General features: G+C 36.1%; 13 protein-coding genes. All 13 read right to left on the bottom strand.

Annotation, left to right across the window (positions count from 1 at the left end; translation table 11 throughout):
- Positions 1-16: 16 nt before the first annotated feature.
- The 13 genes from IPH11_07615 to IPH11_07675 all read right to left on the bottom strand — a co-directional run bounded on the left by IPH11_07615 (position 17) and on the right by IPH11_07675 (position 20698).
- Positions 17-1681, bottom strand: a complete 1665-nt coding sequence (locus IPH11_07615) for a T9SS type A sorting domain-containing protein (GenBank protein ID MBK6913525.1) — start codon at positions 1679-1681, stop codon at positions 17-19.
- A gap of 121 nt (positions 1682-1802) precedes the next feature.
- The gene (locus IPH11_07620; GenBank protein ID MBK6913526.1) at positions 1803-2432 is read right to left on the bottom strand and encodes a T9SS type A sorting domain-containing protein; all 630 of its coding nucleotides are present in this window, start codon (positions 2430-2432) and stop codon (positions 1803-1805) included.
- A 434-nt stretch (positions 2433-2866) separates the two neighbouring features.
- Entirely contained in the window at positions 2867-4762 is a 1896-nt protein-coding gene (locus tag IPH11_07625; protein MBK6913527.1) for a hypothetical protein, read from the bottom strand.
- A gap of 19 nt (positions 4763-4781) precedes the next feature.
- Positions 4782-7730, bottom strand: a complete 2949-nt coding sequence (locus IPH11_07630) for a T9SS type A sorting domain-containing protein (GenBank protein MBK6913528.1) — start codon at positions 7728-7730, stop codon at positions 4782-4784.
- A gap of 19 nt (positions 7731-7749) precedes the next feature.
- Entirely contained in the window at positions 7750-8379 is a 630-nt protein-coding gene (locus IPH11_07635; GenBank protein ID MBK6913529.1) for a T9SS type A sorting domain-containing protein, read from the bottom strand.
- Between the two features lie 2321 nt (positions 8380-10700).
- Complete coding sequence (locus IPH11_07640; protein MBK6913530.1) at positions 10701-11390, bottom strand: T9SS type A sorting domain-containing protein; 690 nt, start codon at positions 11388-11390, stop codon at positions 10701-10703.
- A 1288-nt stretch (positions 11391-12678) separates the two neighbouring features.
- Positions 12679-14004, bottom strand: coding sequence for a T9SS type A sorting domain-containing protein (locus IPH11_07645; protein MBK6913531.1), 1326 nt, complete (start codon positions 14002-14004; stop codon positions 12679-12681).
- Positions 14005-14421: 417 nt separating this feature from the next.
- On the bottom strand, positions 14422-15261 hold the full coding sequence (locus IPH11_07650; protein ID MBK6913532.1) for a hypothetical protein: 840 nt from the start codon (positions 15259-15261) through the stop codon (positions 14422-14424).
- Positions 15258-16493 (bottom strand): T9SS type A sorting domain-containing protein, encoded by a 1236-nt coding sequence (locus tag IPH11_07655; GenBank protein MBK6913533.1) that lies wholly within the window; start codon positions 16491-16493, stop codon positions 15258-15260. The genes IPH11_07650 and IPH11_07655 overlap by 4 nt, the downstream gene beginning before the upstream one ends.
- Before the next feature lie 155 nt (positions 16494-16648).
- Complete coding sequence (locus IPH11_07660; protein ID MBK6913534.1) at positions 16649-18217, bottom strand: serine/threonine protein kinase; 1569 nt, start codon at positions 18215-18217, stop codon at positions 16649-16651.
- Between the two features lie 4 nt (positions 18218-18221).
- Positions 18222-18848, bottom strand: a complete 627-nt coding sequence (locus tag IPH11_07665) for a sigma-54-dependent Fis family transcriptional regulator (protein MBK6913535.1) — start codon at positions 18846-18848, stop codon at positions 18222-18224.
- Positions 18761-19708 carry a sigma 54-interacting transcriptional regulator gene (locus tag IPH11_07670; GenBank protein ID MBK6913536.1) on the bottom strand — a complete coding sequence of 316 codons (948 nt, stop codon included), beginning with the start codon at positions 19706-19708 and terminating at the stop codon, positions 18761-18763. The genes IPH11_07665 and IPH11_07670 overlap by 88 nt, the downstream gene beginning before the upstream one ends.
- Positions 19709-19717: 9 nt before the next feature.
- Complete coding sequence (locus IPH11_07675; protein ID MBK6913537.1) at positions 19718-20698, bottom strand: hypothetical protein; 981 nt, start codon at positions 20696-20698, stop codon at positions 19718-19720.
- Positions 20699-20793 lie beyond the last annotated feature (95 nt).

Below are 20793 nucleotides of genomic sequence, written 5' to 3' on the forward strand. Positions count from 1 at the left end.
CTTGAGTTATATGATACTATTTAAGTACTACCATTTTCTTACTTAGCACAAAGTCATTGACTTTTAAAGTATAAATATAAACACCACTGGTCAGCTTATCTGAATTAAACCCCACCTCATATTGACCTATTGTTTGCATTTTATCTACAAGCTCTGCTACTAATTCCCCAAGTGGATTATAAACATTTAAGGTTACAAATCCATTTTCAGATAACGCATACTTGATCGTAGTTATAGGATTAAAGGGGTTAGGATAGTTTTGAGATAAAGCATAATAGGTGGGAAAATCTGATCCTGTGTTTTCTACTGAATTAATTAAACCGGGAATATAAAACCCGCTTATCAGTTCAGCATTATTTTTTAACACACTAATGCTATTAAGATTATTACTTCCCATTGCTGCAAAAATACAGATAGCAATTTCTTGAGTGTCGCCAGGAGCCATAGTAAATGGACCTGATGAGATTAGTATTCTTCTATCCCCGGGTGCGGGTCCATCTTGCCAGCCGTCTCCTTCGTACCAACCCTCCCCTAGTCCAGGATTTCCTGCTAAAGGATATTTTACTGCTTGCTGAGTATGAGGATCAATAAACGAACTACCATCCCATAGTTTCCCATTTAAATAATTATAAAATTCAATAGAACCCGAATAGCTGCCCAGATCCGGGTCCCTATACACTGCACTGCTGCCTATATAAAACGCAAATGATGTCATGGGAAGATTTCTAAAACCTTTGCGCCAATGACATTTAAAATATGCACTATCATTTTGCCCCGCTTCTACAATTGGCCCTTGCAACAACAGATGTCCTATTGCAGGTGGATTTTCGCCATAATAGTTCTCATCAAAATTGTCGCTATTATAGGTATAACCAAGATTCAAAATACTGTCGCAGCCAGAAAAGTCATCTCCGGCAAATCCTAAATCGTCGTCACTCCAGTAACCAATGAACAGGCTATCTATATTATTATTACTTTCGTTTACTAAAAGATATTTTCTAAACACAGCATCTTTTAAAAAGTTCGTTTCGGAAAAAGAATAAGTGGCAGCTTGTACTTCCAAACCGATCGGTTGACTTCCATAAGTAAAGGTTGTTCTAGCAGAATCCAGATCGTTAGAAACATACCACAAATTTTCTGTTCCCACGAATTCGGGTTCGTCTACACCAAAAGTGAAAACTCCGTCTCCATTCACATCAATCCAAGGGGCGCCATCTTCAACCGGCCACTCGTTATAGTCCCTTTCGTATTCATCCCGTCTTTCACCGGGCGGAAGGTTTTCCCATCCTTTTAAAATTTTATATATCCTATACTTCAACAAACTTGGGTCGTCGGGTGAACCATCATCAAGAATTTTCCCTGCTTGTAATCCATACCGATAAGTGGAACCATTGAAGTATATCTGTCCATTGATCTTTCCGCCCCAGATTAATCCATCAGCAAATATTGCTGAATTTGTTGCGGCTTCACCTCCGGGCCAATAGAAACCACTCCCATCCGACAGTGGATCATGAGAACTACTACCATTATTTCCCTGCCATTGATAAACTTCATTTACTGAGATAAAATTATAATTATCATTAGTAAAAATTTGATCGCCAGCTTTTTGAAGGCTTTGAGCTTGAATCAAAGCATTCAACAGAATTAAAAAAATAATCAGGTTGCTTATTTTTGTTTTCATAATTACTCCTATGTATTGATTTAAACTTAAAAAATGTTTATGGTTTATCATTATATTGTAAAAGGACGATCTCATCTAATTTTTATCCCCGCTTGATTTTAATATTTTTAAATATGCATTTTCACTTTAGTACCACCATTTTTTTAGTTTGAGTAAAGCCGCCTGCCCCGCTTACAGGGTTAACCTGCATTCTGTAAAAGTAAACTCCGCTGGCAATGTTTGTTGCATCAAACTCTACTTTGTATTTCCACCTTACTTTCTCTTCGTTTTCTACGAGAGTTTTTACTTCTCTTCCGAGTATGTCATATATCTTTATTGTCACATTCGCCTTTTCGGGTACCTCATACTCAATTGTAGTCTTGGTATTAAAGGGGTTGGGGTAGTTTTGAAATAAAGTATAACCTGATGGAGCAATTGTTTCTTTGGTGTTAAGAATATCAACAAGCTCTGTGTTATAAAACTCCTGCACGTGTGCAGTAAGCTCTCTAAGTTTTGTTATGCTGTTAATATTATCAATTCCTCTTGCAATAGGAATGGCGATAACTATTTCCTGAGTATCCCCGGCGGCTAGATTGAAAGGACCTGAAGGTACATGAAATCTGTGATCTCCAGGGGAATCTCCACCGGGCCAGCCCTCTCCTTCATACCAGCCAATGCCAGAAACGGGGTCACCAGATAATGGCCAGAGTGTTGGCTCGCCGGTGATTGGATTAATTATTGAGCTTCCATCCATATTAAGTCCCTGCATCATATTATAAAACTGAACTGTCCCTTCATAAACTCCAAGATCAGGATCGGTGGGATAAAAGATCTGACCCTTTAAGTTCATTCCGGAAGAAGCCATTTTTAAATTTCTATATCCTCTCTTCCAACCTTTATCATATCTTGCGCTATCTCCATATAAAGAGGGAATGATTGGACCCTGAACAATCATATGCCCAACCGCTGGAGGAGGTGTTCCATAATAACCTTCATCATTGTCATCCCCATTAAAACTATAGCCCATATTGTATGTCGAGTCAAACCCTTCATAATCATCCCCCGCATTACCCATATCATCATCGGTCCAGTAAGTAAAATACATATCGGTAATAACTGTTTTACCTTTATTAATAACTTTATACTTTTTGAAAACTACATCTTTAAGATCTTCTCTATTAAAACCAAATACGGTTGTTTGGAATTCTAAACCAATTGGGTCTGAGCCATAAGCAAATCTTGATGTCGCAGTATCAAGATCATTTGCAACATAGAATAAAGTTTCATCACCAATGAATTTGGGTTTATCAAAGCCGGGGGATAAACACCATCTTCATTTACATCATCCCACGGGGCTCCCGCTTCAATAGGCCAGTGGTTGTAATCGTATTCAAGTCTCTCTTTTAGAATTCCTTCGGTGAGTGATTGCCAGTCTTTTCTAATCTTAAATATTTTGCTTTGAGCTGAAAGTGGATTATCCGCAGTACCATCTTCAAGTATTTTCCCCGGTTGAAGCCCAGCTCGATATGTATTTCCATTCACTCTAATTTCACCATTTACTTTTCCTCCCCAAACTAAGCCATCATTAAAAATTGCGGCGATAGTAGCAGAATCGCCGCCAGGCCAAAAGAACCCGCTGGCATCGGTTCTTGGATCGTGCGAACCCATACCGTCGTTTCCAATCCACATAAATATTTCATTAGTTGAAATATGATCTGTTGGCTGATATATTGAAACATAAATAGGATATTCAGAATAATTAAATATATTCGGGTTATTAGTATCTTCAATTTTTATTTTAATACTGTCAGTATATAATAATGGAACTGACCATTTATACTGACCTGAATCAGCATCAATATTTTCTGCAATCAAATTCCAATTATTTCTATCATCAATTGAATAGAAGAGATTTATTCTTTCAACTCCATTGCTATGCCAGCCAATTATTAAACCATTAAAAGTTAAAATATTTTCACCACCAATAGGAGTTATAAGATTTATTGAGTTATAATTTCCAAATGAATCGGTTTTAAGCAGCCATGGGTTTCTAATATATTTATAACCATAATCAACAATATTAAAATATGCATACAAAATTCCTGAACTTAAAATTGAATTATCAGAATTTTCAATTATATGATAAACCTCTCCATATACAGGCTTTTTCCATAATACATTTCCTGTCTCATCGATTTTAATTAATGAATCCGGATATGAATTAATATTTATTAAATAATTTCCATCAGAAGTTTGTATTACAGGTCCAGGATCTCTTAAAAAATTTCGTGTCCAAATAACATTATTCATTGAATCAAGTTTTATGACTGATTTAGTCCCTGATAAAAGTAAAGATCCATCATTGAGTTCTGAAGTAAACTTGTGTATTCGATTTGCGACTAAGATACTATCTCCTTGCGAATTTATTTTTAGTATCTGGTTCCTATATCCGACGGCAATACCATCAGCCCCCCACTTTTTTAGAAAAAAGTCACCCACGGTCATAGTTGGTGTTGCTGCGTATATTTTTTTCTGCCATATAATGTTCAATTGAAAATCTGTTTTAATAATATTGACAGGAGGGCTGATTCCATTTCCTATATATGCGACTAAATAACCATCGGACTCAGTCTTTGTGATTGCACAACCAACAATTGATGAATCAATAATTAGATTTGAGTTAAATGTTTCATTACCACTAAGATCGAATTTCTTTAAGTTCAGAGCATTTAAACTATCCGCACTTTGAACAGTGATTAAAAGAATTTCATTTTGTTCGGTAATCAGTATCTGATTAGTTTTTCTATATTCTGTTGGAAGAGTTTCTATCTCTTTTCGCCACAGAGTATATCCATTTTGATCTGTTTTGATTAGAATTACATTTGTCCATTGCCGGATATTGGATCCATTTACATATATATAGCTGAGTTGACTTGCAGCATACAAATAACCGCCACCCGGAAGTTCTAATGTTTTTAATCCTATAAGTTCATTAATCCCAAAGTTCGGATAGCTTCTTTCAAAGGTAATTGTCTGCGTATTAGCGGCTATTGAAATTATAATAGTCAATAGAAAACAAAGCAGTATAATTCTTTTCTTCATAGAAATCACCTTCTGATTTTCATTTCAACACCACCATTTTTTTAGTTTCAGTAAAGCTGCCTGCCCCGCTTACAGGGTTAACCTGCATTCGGTAAAAGTAAACTCCGCTGGCAATGTTTGTAGCGTCAAACTCTACTTTGTATTTCCATCTTATTTTCTCTTCATTATCTACGAGAGTTTTTACTTCTCTTCCGAGTATGTCATATATTTTTATTGTCACATTTGACTTTTCGGGCACTTCATATTCAATTGTGGTTTTTGGATTAAACGGGTTGGGGTAGTTTTGGAATAAAGTATAACCTGTTGGGGCAATTGTTTCTTTGGTGTTAAGAATTTCAACAAGCTCTGTGTTATAAAACTCCTGCACGTGAGTTGCAAGTTCTCTAAGTTTTGTTATGCTGTTTATATTGTCTGTTCCTCTTGCAATAGGAATAGCAATAACAATTTCCTGAGTATCACCAACCGCTAAATTGAATGGACCAGTTGGGACGTGATACCTTTGATCCCAACCTCTGGGCCAACCAGGCATCAGGTACCAGCCGGTACCATTCACAGGATCTCCCGATAATGGCCAAATTGTTGATTCTCCTGTGTATGGATTTATTATCGGGGATCCGTCCTGCTGAAGACCTTGCATCATATTATAGAATTGAATTGTTCCCTCATAATCACCAAGGTTTGGATCATTCGGCCATGAGATTGATGTTTTCATAATCAATCCAGAAGAACTCATTTTTAGATTATTAAAACCAATTTTCCAACCATATTCAAATCGTGCGCTATCATTTTCTAATGTAGAAATTATCGGGCCTTGAACGATCTGATGTCCTACTGCGGGAGGTGCTGTTCCATAATATTCATCATCATTATAACCATTATAAACATAACCCATATTATAAGTTGAGTCAAAGGCCGAAAGATCATCATTGGGATTGCCCATATCAACATCTGCCCAGTAAGTAAAATACATATCTTCAATATCGCTGTTACTTTTGTTTATCACTCTGTATTTCTTGAATACAACGTCTTTCAAGTCTTCTCTGTTAAAACCAAATACGGTTGTTTGGAATTCTAAACCAATTGGATCTGATCCATAAGTAAATCTTGATGTAGCAGTATCAAGATCATTTGCAACGTAGAATAGAGTTTCATCACCAATGAATTTTGGTTTATCAAAACCAGGAGTATAAACACCATCTTCATTTACATCATCCCACGGGGCTCCTGCTTCTATGGGCCAGTGGTTGTAATCGTATTCAAGTCTTACTTTTAATATTCCTTCGGGGAGTGATTGCCAATCTTTTCTAATCTTAAATATTTTGCTTTGTGTTGCAAGTGGATTATCCGCTTTGCCATCCTCTAAAATCCTGCCTGGCTGTAATCCGTATCTGTAAGTATCTCCATTGACTCTGATCTCTCCATTAACTTTTCCACCCCAAACTAATCCATCTGCAAAGATTGCAGGAATAGTTGCTGAATCTCCGCCAGGCCAAAAGAACCCGCTGGCATCGGTTCTTGGATCGTGCGAACCCATACCGTTGTTTCCAATCCACATAAATATTTCATTTGTGGATATGTAATCTGTGGACTGATAGATGGAAACGTAAATCGGATATTCCGAGTAATTAAAAATATTTGGATTGTCTGAATCTGAAATTTTTATTTTTATGCTGTCAGTAAAAAGTAAAGGAACAGACCAGATGTATTCACTGGTAGTGGCATTAATATTTTCTGCAAAAAATTTCCAGGTGTTTCCATCATCAGTTGAATATAAAAGATTTACCCTCTCAGTTCCGTTGCTATGCCAGCCGATAGTATAATTATTGAAAGTTAGTATGTTCTCATAACCTATTGGTGTTATAAGATTTATCGAATTGGAATTTCCCAATGAATTAGTTTTCAAAACCCAACAATATTCTACCAAATTATTATAATAATAATACTGATAAATCTTACCGGATATGATTAAAGAGTTATCTATAGACTCTGAAATATCAAACGCTAATCCTTGCACATCTATTTTCCAATTTACATTTCCTGCTTCATCCATTTTTTGAATTGAATATGGATTGTTGTAGTCTGAATTATTAACGAATAATATATAGTTACCATCTGAAGACTGAATAACGGGTCCGGGATCTTTTGCGAAGTCACGAATCCAAAGGACGTTGCCCAGTGAATCGAGTTTGCTAAACATTTTATCACCGGTAATAATAATATTGCCGTCTGAAGATTCTGAAACAAAGTTGTGTTTTTTATAAAAAGTAGAAAGACTATCTCCACTTAGGTCTATTTTCAAAATGGTTGATTTGAAACCAACCGCATAGCTGGTTGAACCAAACTTAAGGATACTAAAACTTCCATAAATGAATGATGGTGAATTAGTCATTATCTTTTTATTCCATGTAATATTGAGTTGCTCATCAATTTTTAAAATACTGATTGGATTATCTGAGAATATATCTCCATAAGTAATCAAGTATCCTCCATCTCCAACTTCCTTAACAGCACACCCGCCAATAGTTGAATCGCTGATAAGATTAGCACTTAATTTTTCGTTACCGGCAAAATCAAACTTTTTGATATTCAAAGTATTTATACTATCAACGCTTTGGATTGTGAGCAGTAGAATTTCATTTTGAGCAGTAATAAGCGTTTGATTTGTTGGTCTGAATAGTGATTTGGCTGTACTGATTTCTTTACGCCAAATAGTGTAACCCAAATTATTTATCTTCATTAAAACTATGTTTGTCCACTCTGGATAATAACCGCCACCAAAATAAATAGTCTGGTTTCTACTTCCTGCGACTATAAAACTACCATCGGGGAGCTCAAATGTTTTTAATCCAACAAAAAGTGGTTCGCCAAAACTTGGATAGCTTCTTTCAAACGTAATAGTCTGCGAATTAACGGTTATTGAGATAATCATTGTGAATAGGAAACGAAGGAATATAATTTTTGCCTTCATAAAAATAACTTTCTGATTTTCATTTCAACATCACCATTTTTTTTGTTTCAGTAAAGCCGCCTGCCCCGCTTACAGGGTTAACCTGCATTCTGTAAAAGTAAACTCCGCTGGCAATGTTTGTTGCATCAAACTCTACTTTGTATTTCCACCTTATTTTCTCTTCGTTATTTACAAGAGTTTTTACTTCTCTTCCGAGTATGTCATATATTTTTATTGTCACATTCGCCTTTTCGGGCACTTCATATTCAATTGTGGTTTTTGGATTAAACGGGTTGGGGTAGTTTTGGAATAAAGTATAACCTGTTGGGGCAATTGTTTCTTTGGTGTTCAATATTTCAACAAGCTCTGTGTTATAAAACTCCTGCACGTGAGCTGCAAGCTCTCTTAGTTTTGTTATGCTGTTTATGTTATCCGTTCCTCTTGCAATAGGAATGGCAATAACAATTTCTTGTGTATCACCGGCGGCTAGATTGAAAGGACCTGAAGGTACATGATATCTGTGATCTCCAGGGGAATCTCCACCGGGCCAGCCCTCTCCTTCATACCAGCCAATGCCAGAAACGGGGTCACCAGATAATGGCCAGAGTGTTGGCTCGCCGGTGATTGGATTAATTAATTGACTTCCATCCATACTAAGTCCCTGCATCATATTATAAAACTGAAGTGTCCCTTCATAAACTCCTAAATCTGGATCCCCAGGCCAATAATATCCATCCCATTTCATAATCATTCCGGAAGAAGTCATTTTAAGATTTCTGAATCCTATTTCCCAACCATTATTAAACAAAGCACTATCTTCAATTGTAGCTTGAATGATTGGACCCTGAACAATCATATGCCCAACTGCTGGAGGAGGTGTTCCATAATAACCTTCATCATTGTTATCCCCATTAAAACTATAGCCCATATTGTATGCTGAGTCAAATCCTTCATAATCATCCCCCGCATTACCCATATCATCATCGGTCCAGTAAGTAAAATACATATCTTCAATATCGCTGTTACTTTTGTTTATCACTCTGTATTTCTTGAATACAACATCTTTCAAGTCTTCTCTGTTAAAACCAAATACGGTTGTTTGGAATTCTAAACCAATTGGATCTGAGCCATAAGCAAATCTTGATGTCGCGGTATCAAGATCATTTGCAACGTAGAATAGAGTTTCATCACCAATGAATTTTGGTTTATCAAAGCCGGGGGTATAAACACCATCTTCATTTACATCATCCCACGGGGCTCCCGCTTCAATAGGCCAGTGGTTGTAATCGTATTCAAGTCTCTCTTTTAGAATTCCTTCGGTGAGTGATTGCCAGTCTTTTCTAATCTTAAATATTTTGCTTTGAGTTGAAAGTGGATTATCCGCAGTACCATCTTCAAGTATTTTCCCCGGTTGAAGCCCGGCTCGATATGTATTGCCGTTGACCTTAATTTCTCCATTAACTTTTCCACCCCAGACCAAACCATCATTAAAAATTGCGGCGATAGTAGCAGAATCGCCGCCAGGCCAAAAGAACCCGCTGGCATCGGTTCTTGGATCGTGCGAACCCATACCGTCGTTTCCGATCCACATAAATATTTCATTTACGGAGAGGTAATCTGTTGGTTGATACACGGATATATAGATTGGATATTCTGTTAAATTAAATATATCCGGATTGTTAGAATCTTCAATTTTTATTTTTATACTATCAGTAAACAACAATGGAACAGTCCAATTATAAACCCCGGTATCTGCATTTACATTTGAAACAATTATATTCCAGTCAATTCCTTCGTTGGTCGAATAGTATATATTTACTTTTTCAACATTACTGCTGTACCATCTAATTTCATAAAAGTTAAAGGTAAGTAATTCTTCTCCACCCACGGGTGAAAGTATATTTATAGCAGTGTGTTCTCCTGAAGAATCTGTTTTGAGCATCCAAAGTGCATCATAATAATAGTACCATTTGCCTGTCAATAACAAAGAGTAGTCAATTGTTTCTAAAATACTAAAGCCTCGTCCCAAAATATTTTTTGTCCAGATTATATTCCCGACATCATTCATCTTCTGAATCGAATATGGATTATTATATTTTGTGTTGTGAATTATTACTATATAATTGCCATCTTCAGATTGAATCACTGGGCCAAGTTCTTTTTCAAAATCATAAGACCATACATCAATTCCATTAGGATTAAGTTTTGTAAGTTCAGAACCGGAAACAAGAATATCTCCGTCCTTAGTATCTGTAATAAAACTGTGAGCATTTGAAATAGAAAAGAGACTATCTCCAACAGAACTGATTTTAATAATTCTGCTCTTAAATCCAATTGCATAACCATCATTTCCCCATTTAGTAATTGATAAACTTCCATGATACAGTGAAGGATAGAAAAAATTAATATTTTTTTCCCAGAGATTGTTAAATGATTTATCCAGGCTGATAATTCTTATATTATTTTGGTTATCATCATTACAGGCTGTGATTAAATAACCATCGTTCCCTAATGATTTTATTGCACATCCCCTCAGGGTTGAATCAGCCAGCAGGTTTATTTCAATTATTTCGTTTCCATCAAAATCGAATTTAGAAATATTTAGTGTGTTAACGTTTTGAACATTTTTAATTGACAGCACTAGAATTTCATTCTGATCTGTGAGAAGAACCTGATTTGATGGCCTGAATTGCGATTGAACGGTTTGAATTTCCTTTTGCCAAATATTGTAACCATACATATCTGTCTTTAGTAATATAAGATTAGACCAGTCATCATAAAAATTATAATATAAAGGATCATTCGACCGCGATCCAGCAATTAAATAATTTCCATCATTAAGCTCTAACAACTTGAGACCAACTGCATTTGGTTCGTCAAGATTTGGGAATAGTCTTTCAAAAGTTATGCTCTGCGCTCTCAACGGAATTATTGCAACAATAGCAACTAAAATTTTGACAAATAATAAAATTCTTGATTGAATCAACTTATTCATTTCAGTACAACCATTTTTTTTGTTTCAGTAAAGCCGCCTGCCCCGCTTACAGGGTTAACCTGTATTCTGTAAAAGTAAACTCCACTGGCAAGGTTTGTTGCGTCAAACTCTACTTTGTATTTGCCTGCTGGCTTTTCTGAGTTTACAAGATTTGCTACTTCATTCCCTAGTATGTCATATACTTTCAATGTTACTTGAGAGCTACTGGATACTTGATATTGAATGCTGGTTGTTGGGTTAAAGGGGTTGGGATAGTTTTGTGATAATGAAAACTCTGATGGAATAATATTCTTGACTTCATTAACTTCCGTAACAAGGGTGGTGTTGTACCAAGTCTGCAAAAATGCCGCGTATTGTTTTATTTTTGTGATACTGTTTAAGTTATCTGTTCCTTTTTGAAGGAATACAGCAAAAACAAATTCATTGGTATCACCGGGAGCTAACGTAAATGGCCCCGATGGAATAAGCGATCTTCTGTCACCAGGAGACGGACCATCGGGCCAGCCTTCTCCGCAATACCAGCCTGTTCCAGATTCCGGATCTCCATTGAGAGGAAAGATTGATCCAAGACCTGAATAAGGATTAATTAAACTATCACCAAAGTTGCCTAATCCGTGAAGCAAATTATCAACTTCAATTGTTCCTTCATAAGTTCCTACCTGAACATCTTGAGGCAGTCCACCCATATTTTTAAATCCGGGGCTGTAAGCGCTCATTCTTAAATTTTTATAGCCTTGCCGCCAGCCATAACCGTACCTGGCACTGTCAGTTTGCGATGCAGAAACAATTGGAGGCTGTATAATCATCCGTCCAATTGCGGGGGGAGGTGTACCGTAATACGACTCATCATCATTATCGCCATTGAAAATATATCCCATATTTAACAGCGAGTCACAACCAGGATAATCGTCACCAGCAAAACCTAAATCATCATCAGACCAGAATCCAAGAATCATATTCTCTGCAATCTGATTTCCTTTATTAATAATTTTGTACTTTTTGAATACTACATCCTTTAATATATCTGATTTATGTCCCCAGGTTGTCACCTGAAATTCTAAGCCAATGGGAAGGCTGCCGAAAACACTTAAACTTTTTACCGTATCAATATCGTTTGAAACGTACCATAATGTTTCTTCCCCAATAAATTTTGGTAAATCAACACCGCGGGTAAAAATCCCATCTCCGTTTATATCTTCCCACGGAGCTCCGATTTCTGCAGGCCAATTGTTGTAGTCGAATTCATACTCATCTCTTTCTTCACCAGGGGGTAGTGATTCCCAATCTTTTCTAATTTTCCATATTTTATAACTACTATCGGTTGGATCAGATGGTTGACCATCATTATTAATAACTCCCGGTCTTATTCCGCTTCTGGTAAAATAACTACCGTTCGCTCTCTTTTCACCACCGACAAGACAAGCCCACCACAAACCGTCTAAGTAAGTTGCTGTTAGTGTTCCATTTACTCCGCCAGGCCAAATTAATCCGGATCCGCCGGATAGGGGATCTTGCGAACCGATTCCATTATTGTTTATCCACATTAGTATTTCATTTATTGCGATGTAGTTGAGATCAGTAGAATAAAGAGTAAATGGAATTTGGTTCTGATCAAAATTTATTGTGTCTGAAGTTTCCACAACTTTAATTTTGCATTTAACATTTGTTGTATCGGGTAGATCCCAAAAAACTGATGTGTCACTTACGAAGTAATGATTAATTCCTGCCAATTGCCATGAAATTTCATTGTCAATTGAATAATAAATTTTGATGGAATCTCTTGGAGGTCCGGACCAAGTAATTAAATGGTTAGTATAGGCAGTTCGATTGTATTCCAAAAAACTTCCATCTTCCGGGTAGAATAACTTTATCTGCTGCGGGAAAATTAATTTTGAAGTCAATAGGACTAAACTGATGACTAAAATAATTATGGGTCTTTTCATTGCTTTCACCTTAAAAGTTCGGCAAAAAATTTCATTTCAACACGACCATTTTTTTCGTTTCAGTAAAGCCGCCTGCACCGCTTACTGGGTTAACCTGCATTCTGTATAAGTAAACTCCACTGGCAAGGTTTGTTGCGTCAAACTTCACTTTGTATTTGCCTGCTGGCTTTTGTGCGTTTACAAGATTTGCCGCTTCATTCCCAAGTATATCATAGACCTTTAATGTTACTCGAGAGCTACTGGATACTTGATACTGAATGCTGGTTGTAGGGTTAAATGGGTTGGGGTAGTTTTGAGAAAGTGAAAACTCAATTGGCAAATTTTCTGATTCGTTTAATCCTGTAATAACTCCCCCTGAATTTGTTTTGAACAATTTTCCATTGTCACCCAAAATCCAACCGTGATTTGAATCTGTAAAAACAATGTCTCTTAGTTTCAGTTCGGTTGTATCAACAAATATACTGATCCATGTATTTCCCGTATCACTGCTGAAAAAAAGATTATCATAATCAGTAAAAAATACTTTCGAAGCATCACCGGGCATGAATTCAAAATCGTTTCCCCAGCCATCTCCCGAATGTGACTCTGTCCATGTACCTCCACCATCAGTTGTTTTGTGAATTGTACCGACACATTGTGGATTGCAAGCCATTGATTGCAATAAAATTATTTCCTCATTAAAACATTTAAGCACTGAGCAGGAACCACTGTAATTGGCTTCGATCCAGCTTGCACATCCATCGCTTGTTTTAAATAATTTCTCCGGGTTAATTCCCGACTCATAAAAGTAACCATGCATCGGATCCGTGAAATCGAGCCGCCGCCAAGTGTCACCTGACCAAACATCAATAAACGTTGTATCATTTGATTTTACCCAGGTGGAGCCGCCGTCTGATGTAATTAAAAATACTGCCGGTTTATTCGCAAATGTAAAAGGTGCATCTCCCATCGCAACCCCGTTTGACTCATCAAACATTTCGATGTAATTCATGAATTGTGTCAGTGATTCGTCATCAAATTGGATTGACCAATTATCGCCTGCATTAGTAGTTGCAATTATTTTTCCAAGGTCGGTTGCTATCCAAAAGTTGGACTCATCAGAAATAGAAACATCTACTACTGTTTCGATGATTGTATCAGGCAGATCAACTTTAGTCCAGCTATCCCCCCCATCAGTTGTTTTGAAAAGTCCGGTATTGGTTGAGATCAAAGCATTGTTACTATCTGATGCATCAATCGCCCAACCTATACCCCAATCTTCCGGTAAGCCGTTTGTTTGTCTTATCCACTGGGCATCAACATAAGTTGAGAAAGAAAAAAAAGTCGCAAGTAAAAAAAACATTAATAATGATTTCATTTTATCTCCTCTTTATTCTTTGTTACAAAAATACTTCTCTTTCGAACAACTTACTGCGGAGAAACTCATTAAGCAGATTCCGGTTCTCGGCCCTATCCCGGCTTGCAGAGTTCCCCGCAGAAGTTTGACCAAACATATTGCCCTATGCCGGTCGTTTTATCACGCCAACATACGTACCATAAAAATCAATTGGGCGCGTTCCGGAATTAAGAGAGGTTTTAACGAGTGTTTTAAAAAAGAATAACCCTTCACCGTTTATTTCTGCTTCTATTCAAAACTAAATGAGCTTTGAAAAACATTTAGACGGAGAAATTATTAAGATTCGGCTCCTTCTTCCCTTTAAACAGAGAGAACCGAACTGACTATTGAAAACTACTACGAAATATTTTCGCGTGCTGCGAATATTTTTCGCACCGGCTAAAAATTGAATTTGAAGTTAAGCGAAATATTTGAAGGAGAATTATTGAAGAGATCTGAAGTTATTTCTGCATTTAATTTTTCAGCAAAGAGATCATCAGAGAAAAAAAACAGGTCAATTTGTGCGTAAAGCCAGAGAACAACCGATGAGATGATAAATGCATTTCTAATTTTATAAGCGGAATTGTACCTGTCATATTTATTTTGAATTAATTCCAAATCAATCTCATTCAAATAAGAATTTTGCTTTGTATTAGAATCGAAAATAAAATAAATCATTGAACCAATGCTTGCGGCAGAAATTGAAGTAAGAAACCAGCCTCTAAAATTCTCTTTAAGATAAAGATGACCAAACCCGGGCAGCAGGGCAGAACGGATAACCGATTGGGCAAAAATATCTTTCTCCATTTTTAATAAACCGGGATTTGAAAGAAATGTTGTAATTGAATCGAGTGCTTCATTCTTATTGTTAGTACTGCCCTTGATTTTTATGAAATCAATCCTGAGCTTTTCAAAAAGGTTAATAATCTTCGGTGATATTTCAGATGGGTTGGGAGAATATTCAGGATTGATATTCAGTATTTCGATAAAATTGCTTCGGGCTGAATCTTCTTTAGCCATTGAGTAAAATGAAATTCCTCTTAATAAATAAATTTGAACAAGTTTTTCGGGAGTGAATTCCTTTTTATTTTTAAGCAAAGTATCTGATAACGAAATAACCCCGCCATAGTTAAATGATTGGAAACGAGATTTTAAATTGTTAAGTCCTTCATCCTGAGCCTTTACGATTAACGTTGCGATCAGAAGCATTAAGAGAAAAATAATTTTGTTCAACTTCATTTTAAATAAATCATTTTCTTAGTTTCAATAAAACCTTGACCAGAAATTGTTTCGGGATCACTGACCTGCAATTGATAAAAATATACCCCGCTTGGTAACGGTGTTGATCGCAATGTCTCCACATTAAACTCAATTTCATAACTGCCTTCAGGCTTGAATTCATTTACTAAAGTTACGACTTCCTTTCCTAAAATATCATAAACTTTCAATGTTACTTGTAGTGATGGTGCCCGCAACGTCTCAAAGGTTGGGATGACATACTTGATTTTCGTTGAAGGATTAAAGGGGTTTGGATAGTTCTGAGAAAGCTCAAAGCTAGTGGGGGTTTTATCGAAGTTATTTTCTACGCCTGTCAACGAAAAATCAAGTTTTTCAAATTCGCTCACAACTTTTGCTGCTGCATTGTAACCACCGAAAACATAGATTGCATTGTCCACATAAGCAGCCATATTCAATGCTCTGCCAATGTTTAGCTTCGGACCAGATTCGATTGTGTAACCGGTAGGGGTAACACTAAATATATCTACGCTTGAAAGAGGATAGGTGCCCTCGTTATAACCACCGATAATGTAGACCTGATTTGAATCTCCGATTCGAACTGCCGAGCCGCCGGCACGAGGAACAGGCAGATCAATCGGCAACTCTTCAAAAGTATGATTGATTGTACTAAATTTTAAAATCTTTTGAGAAACTCCATTGAAGACTCCGCCAAAAATATAAATGTCTTCACCGATTGCTGCACACATTTGCTGCTCGGGTAAAACATCAAATGAATAAAGATTATTCTCTTGAAAACTCACCGCACCGGTTGCAAGATCATACTCCACTAAATAAGGCAGTTGCCCAAAATTAGGTCCGCTTAAAGGATTGCCGCCGATGACATAAAATTTTCCATTAGAAATTATTCCCGAAGAAAATATTCTCTGAAAATTAATATTCTCGGCTAAATAATTCGACCCGATTGGAACACTCCAGTATTCAATTGATGAATCACTTGAAGCAGGATTAAATACACCCCCAAAATAATAAACTGTGTCTCCAACAAAATCTGAAGCGAAACCAAATCGGGCTTCCTGCATATATGTATTTAATTTCCAGATATATAAAAACGTAGAATACTTTTGTATCCAGTTCACGTAACCCTGGGTCGAATCAGACCACCCCCCCATGATATAAACATTACCATTGTTTGGATATGCTTGTCCGCCAGCTATCGGTATGGGGCATTTCACCAACAACCTGCCAATCAACTTGCGCCAATAATGTTTTAGAAATTAAAAGCAGCATAACGATAAATATTTTCAGTGCAGATTCCTCTTGTGTTTCTTTATTGATGAGGCATTTACAACTTTCGCACCAGAAAAAATGATCAGTTTTTCTTTCATACTCAATGGAATTTATGCTGAATAATCAAACTATCGCCACTTTTGACATTTAGCTCTTTCGAATACTCCTTGAAATCAGGGTTTTTAATACTTAAAATAATTTTGCCCGGAATAATTTTAATGGGAGAATTCAGCGGTGTTTGTCCAATGAATTTACCGTCAATAAATATTTCTCCCCAGGGATAAACTTCGCAAAAAATATAAGCTAAATAATCATTTAAATTTATGTTTATCCTTTTTATTTCATCATTTTCAATGTGAATAGTTCTGTGTATCTCAGGGTAATTCGGATGGCGAAAAATTATTTCGTGAACACCAGTGGTTAATTTGATCGGATTTTTTAAAGGAGTTATTTCAATTAATTTTTTATCAATAGTAATTTCAGCCCATGGAATACATTCAATCCATAATGTACTAATTGCTTCTTCGTTTTTATTTTCAAGTCTGTAATCCTCTTTCAAATCACTATCAACATTTTCTGTATTCACTTGCGAGCTTGTTTCATTAATTGGTGTTTCAATTATTTTATAACCATCATCAAAACTAATTCTTGATGAATCTTTGATTTCTATTGACGACGGAAGAGAAGGTAATGAATCAGTATTTCCAGAAGTAATTGTTTTTTGTTCTGAAGAGAATTGATTCTTGAAGAAATATATCAAAGCAGCAATCAGAACAATTGATGCGAATGCAAACACGAATTTCAGAATGGATTTTTTTTTCTTTATGAAGACAGTTTTCGTTTCGGTTTCTGCCTTGTCGAAGCCGAGAATGAGAAGTGCTTTTTCTGCGCTGTTGCTTCTTGCATCACAATTTTTTTTCAGAAGATCAATAAGAAGTTTTTGATATTTATCGTTAAGTATTTTTATTTCAGGAACAAGTGAATCTTCATCATAATTCAAAATATTATTTAATGATTCGTTAACATCTTTCCCTAAAAAAGGATTTCTGCCAATAAGCAATTCATAAAATATTATTCCGGCGGAAAAAAGATCGCTTTTATTTGTTAGTCTTTCTCCGCGGATTTGTTCGGGTGACATGTAGCATGGAGTGCCGACAATTGAATACTGATCCGTAATAAAATTCTCATCAGACGTGAATGCCAAACCAAAGTCGCTGATTTTTAGTTTAAAAGAATCATCAACGAGAATATTTTCAGGCTTCAAATCGCGGTGGATAATATTATTTTTATGTGCGTAGTTTGATGCTTTTAGAATTTGCGTGATCAAAAATTCCTTTTCACTGTCCGTAAATTTCTTTTCACCGAACAGCTTTCGAAGATTTTTACTTTCGAAATATTCAAATGATATATAAAAATACTCTTCCGAAGTTCCGAAATCGAGCACACGAATAATGTTTGGATGATCAAGCTGTGCAAGAATTCTACCCTCTCGTTTAAAGCGTTCAATTTTCTCAGAATCTTTTGATGTACTTGTATTGAGTGTTTTAAGAATTATTCTTTTATTAAGAAAAACATGATCGGCAAGGTAAACCGCACTGTGCTCGTCCTTTTTCAGACAGTCAATTATCTTGAATTTTCCAAAATGAATTACGCTGTTCGGGTCATCCATAAAATTACTTATTCATTTCCAGAAGTTTCAATTGAATCCATCTAACTGAAACGCCGAGCGATTGAGCCGCAAGAGTTTTATTGCCGTCAAATTTCTCGAGGCGTTTTTTCAATAAAAATAATTCGATATCGCGAAGTGTTCCATTCAATTCGGCTAAATTATCATTGTCTTCGAAAATCAAATGTTCATCGGTTATATTATCTGTTTCACAAATGATTACAGCGCGATGCAGAACATTTATTAATTGTCTTACGTTTCCGGGCCAGGTATATGCTTCAAGCTTCTTCATTGCTTTGCGATCAATATTAAAATCTTTTCTGGATAATTTTTTTAGATAAAATTTTGTAAGCAGAGGAATGTCACTCAATCTTTCGCGCAGAGGGGGAATTCGGATTGGGAACACATTCAACCTGTAAAAAAGATCTTCACGAAATTTTCCTTGCGATACCAGGGAATGCAAATCGCGATTGCTTGCGGCAATAAGTCTAACATCAACTTTTCTTACTTCTGTATCGCCAAGCCGGATTATTTCTTTGTTCTCAATTACACGTAAAAGTTTTGCCTGCACCGGAAGAGACACATCTGCAATTTCATCAAGAAAAAAAGTACCCCCGCCTGCAACTTCGAGCAATCCTTTTTATCTGCATCAGCTCCAGTGAAAGCGCCTTTTTTATAACCAAACAATTCGCTCTCTAAAAGGTTGTCCGGAATCGAACCGCAAAATTGTGCAAGGAAGGGTTTGTCTTTTCTATTGCTTAATTTATGGATAGCCTGTGCAGTGATATCCTTGCCGGTTCCCGATTCACCAAAAATTAAAACAGTCGCTTCACTCTTTGCAACTTTATTCAACATTACTGAAAGCTCTCTCATCGGTTTACTCTCGCCAATGATATCAGGAATTTGTACTGTCGTTTCAACTTGATTTGTCAGGACTAAATTTTCTTCTTCAAGTTTTTCAACTCTGTTTATTCTATCTAAAGAGAGAGAAACGAGGTTGGATATAAAATTTAGAAATGTAAGATTTTCTTCGTTGAATTCTTTTCGATCAGTTTGACTGTCTGCAAAGATCACTCCCCAAATTTTATTTTCCCGGAATACAGGAACTCCAATTACAGATTTTATCTTTCGCAGCTGTACACTCTCAAATTGTGAAAGTTTCGGATCTGACTGAACATCGTGATACAAAATTGCTTTTCGTTTTTTTATAACTTGCTGAATAACCCCGGACGAAAATTCTGTAATGTCGGATATTGATTCTTTGTTAATATTCCGCGCTGCAAGAATTATAAAATTATTACTATCTCCGTCATACTTTACAAATACACCTCGCTCAGCATTGATAACATTGATGATAAAGTCTATTACATTTTCCAGAAGAGAATCCTGATAGTTCGAGCTGTTGAGCAGAGAGCTAATTTTAAAAAGCGACTCGAACTGTTCGGGTGAAAGTTTTTTTATTTCGCGAAAGTCATGTTTAAATAATTTGCTCATTATAAATCTCTATTCTATTCTGAAAGTTGCCGGCTTAGATCTGCTGCGGTTCAAGAACTCATCTATTGCCCAAATGACCCAAAAATAATCACCGCTTGTGAGTGATGAATCAGTCAATACAGAGATTTCGCTCGAAGAAATATTTTCTTTCTGCCATACTAATTCCGCAGGACTTTGATTTGTAAAGACTTCGACTTTATAATTAAAATCAAAACCCGGGAAAAATCTTTCCCAGTTCAAAAATACCGGCTGATTGACAATTTCATTGTTTAAGGGCGATAATAATTTAACCTCCTCCCTGATTATTCTTTTAACATTAGATGATCCCACTTTAAAATATCTGCCATCTAAATCTTCGACTACGAAATCAAATCCTTTCCCGATTGTTTCATCAATAAAAGTCACATTTAATTCTGATAAGTCAAATTTTCTTTCATAAAATCCTGTTTCAGAATTGAATTGAAGAACTTGTTTTGTGTTAAAAACCTGAGATTCAATAAAGACCGAATCAATATCGTTTGCCCCATCCTCATCCGATAGTTTTACAGCAACAAACAATTCATAAAGCTGTGTGAATTGAAACCTGTTTTGAACTATTGAATAAATTTGAATGCTGTCAGCGATTGGTTTTGCATTTAAAAAAGTTTCGAGGGATTTTTTCTTTTCTGCTCCCCATTGAACGAACAATGAATCGTCGCTGTACAAATCGCTTCTGAAGATAAGCCAGCCGTCGGCTTTTTCTATATTGACAAATGAATAATTTCCATTATTATCGGTGAGGACAGTTGTTAGATTATTTTTCCAAATTACTTCTGCATTCTTTACAGCTAAATTCGGAAATCCTAACGCTTTAACCCATCCTTCTATTGATGCAAGATTATTTTCTGGATTTAGCGGGTCTAACGGGTTGTCTCGAGGGGCTTCGCACGATGGGATAAAGATCACAATTACGAATGAAAAACAAATAGAGATTAAGTTTAATTTTTTCACTATAATTAAATAGAAAGTTTTTACTTTGTTTTAACATTGATAAAATAACTAAAAAAAAGAAATGATGTTGCTGATTTAATGTCATAAAAAAGGGA

It is taken from the genome of Ignavibacteriales bacterium (assembly GCA_016709155.1).
Taxonomy (GTDB): Bacteria; Bacteroidota; Ignavibacteria; order Ignavibacteriales; family Ignavibacteriaceae; genus JADJEI01.

Excerpts from the sequence above, each read along its gene's own strand:
- IPH11_07640 (MBK6913530.1), bottom strand. The coding sequence starts at position 11,390 with ATGGGTGGACTGCCTCAAGATGTTCAGGTAGGAACTTATGAAGGAACA.
- IPH11_07650 (MBK6913532.1), bottom strand. The coding sequence starts at position 15,261 with ATGAAGTTGAACAAAATTATTTTTCTCTTAATGCTTCTGATCGCAACG.
- IPH11_07660 (MBK6913534.1), bottom strand. The coding sequence starts at position 18,217 with ATGGATGACCCGAACAGCGTAATTCATTTTGGAAAATTCAAGATAATT.
- IPH11_07615 (MBK6913525.1), bottom strand. The coding sequence starts at position 1,681 with ATGAAAACAAAAATAAGCAACCTGATTATTTTTTTAATTCTGTTGAAT.
- IPH11_07630 (MBK6913528.1), bottom strand. The coding sequence starts at position 7,730 with ATGAAGGCAAAAATTATATTCCTTCGTTTCCTATTCACAATGATTATC.
- IPH11_07625 (MBK6913527.1), bottom strand. The coding sequence starts at position 4,762 with ATGAAGAAAAGAATTATACTGCTTTGTTTTCTATTGACTATTATAATT.
- IPH11_07620 (MBK6913526.1), bottom strand. The coding sequence starts at position 2,432 with ATGATGCAGGGACTTAATATGGATGGAAGCTCAATAATTAATCCAATC.
- IPH11_07670 (MBK6913536.1), bottom strand. The coding sequence starts at position 19,708 with ATGAGCAAATTATTTAAACATGACTTTCGCGAAATAAAAAAACTTTCA.
- IPH11_07645 (MBK6913531.1), bottom strand. The coding sequence starts at position 14,004 with ATGAAATCATTATTAATGTTTTTTTTACTTGCGACTTTTTTTTCTTTC.
- IPH11_07635 (MBK6913529.1), bottom strand. The coding sequence starts at position 8,379 with ATGATGCAGGGACTTAGTATGGATGGAAGTCAATTAATTAATCCAATC.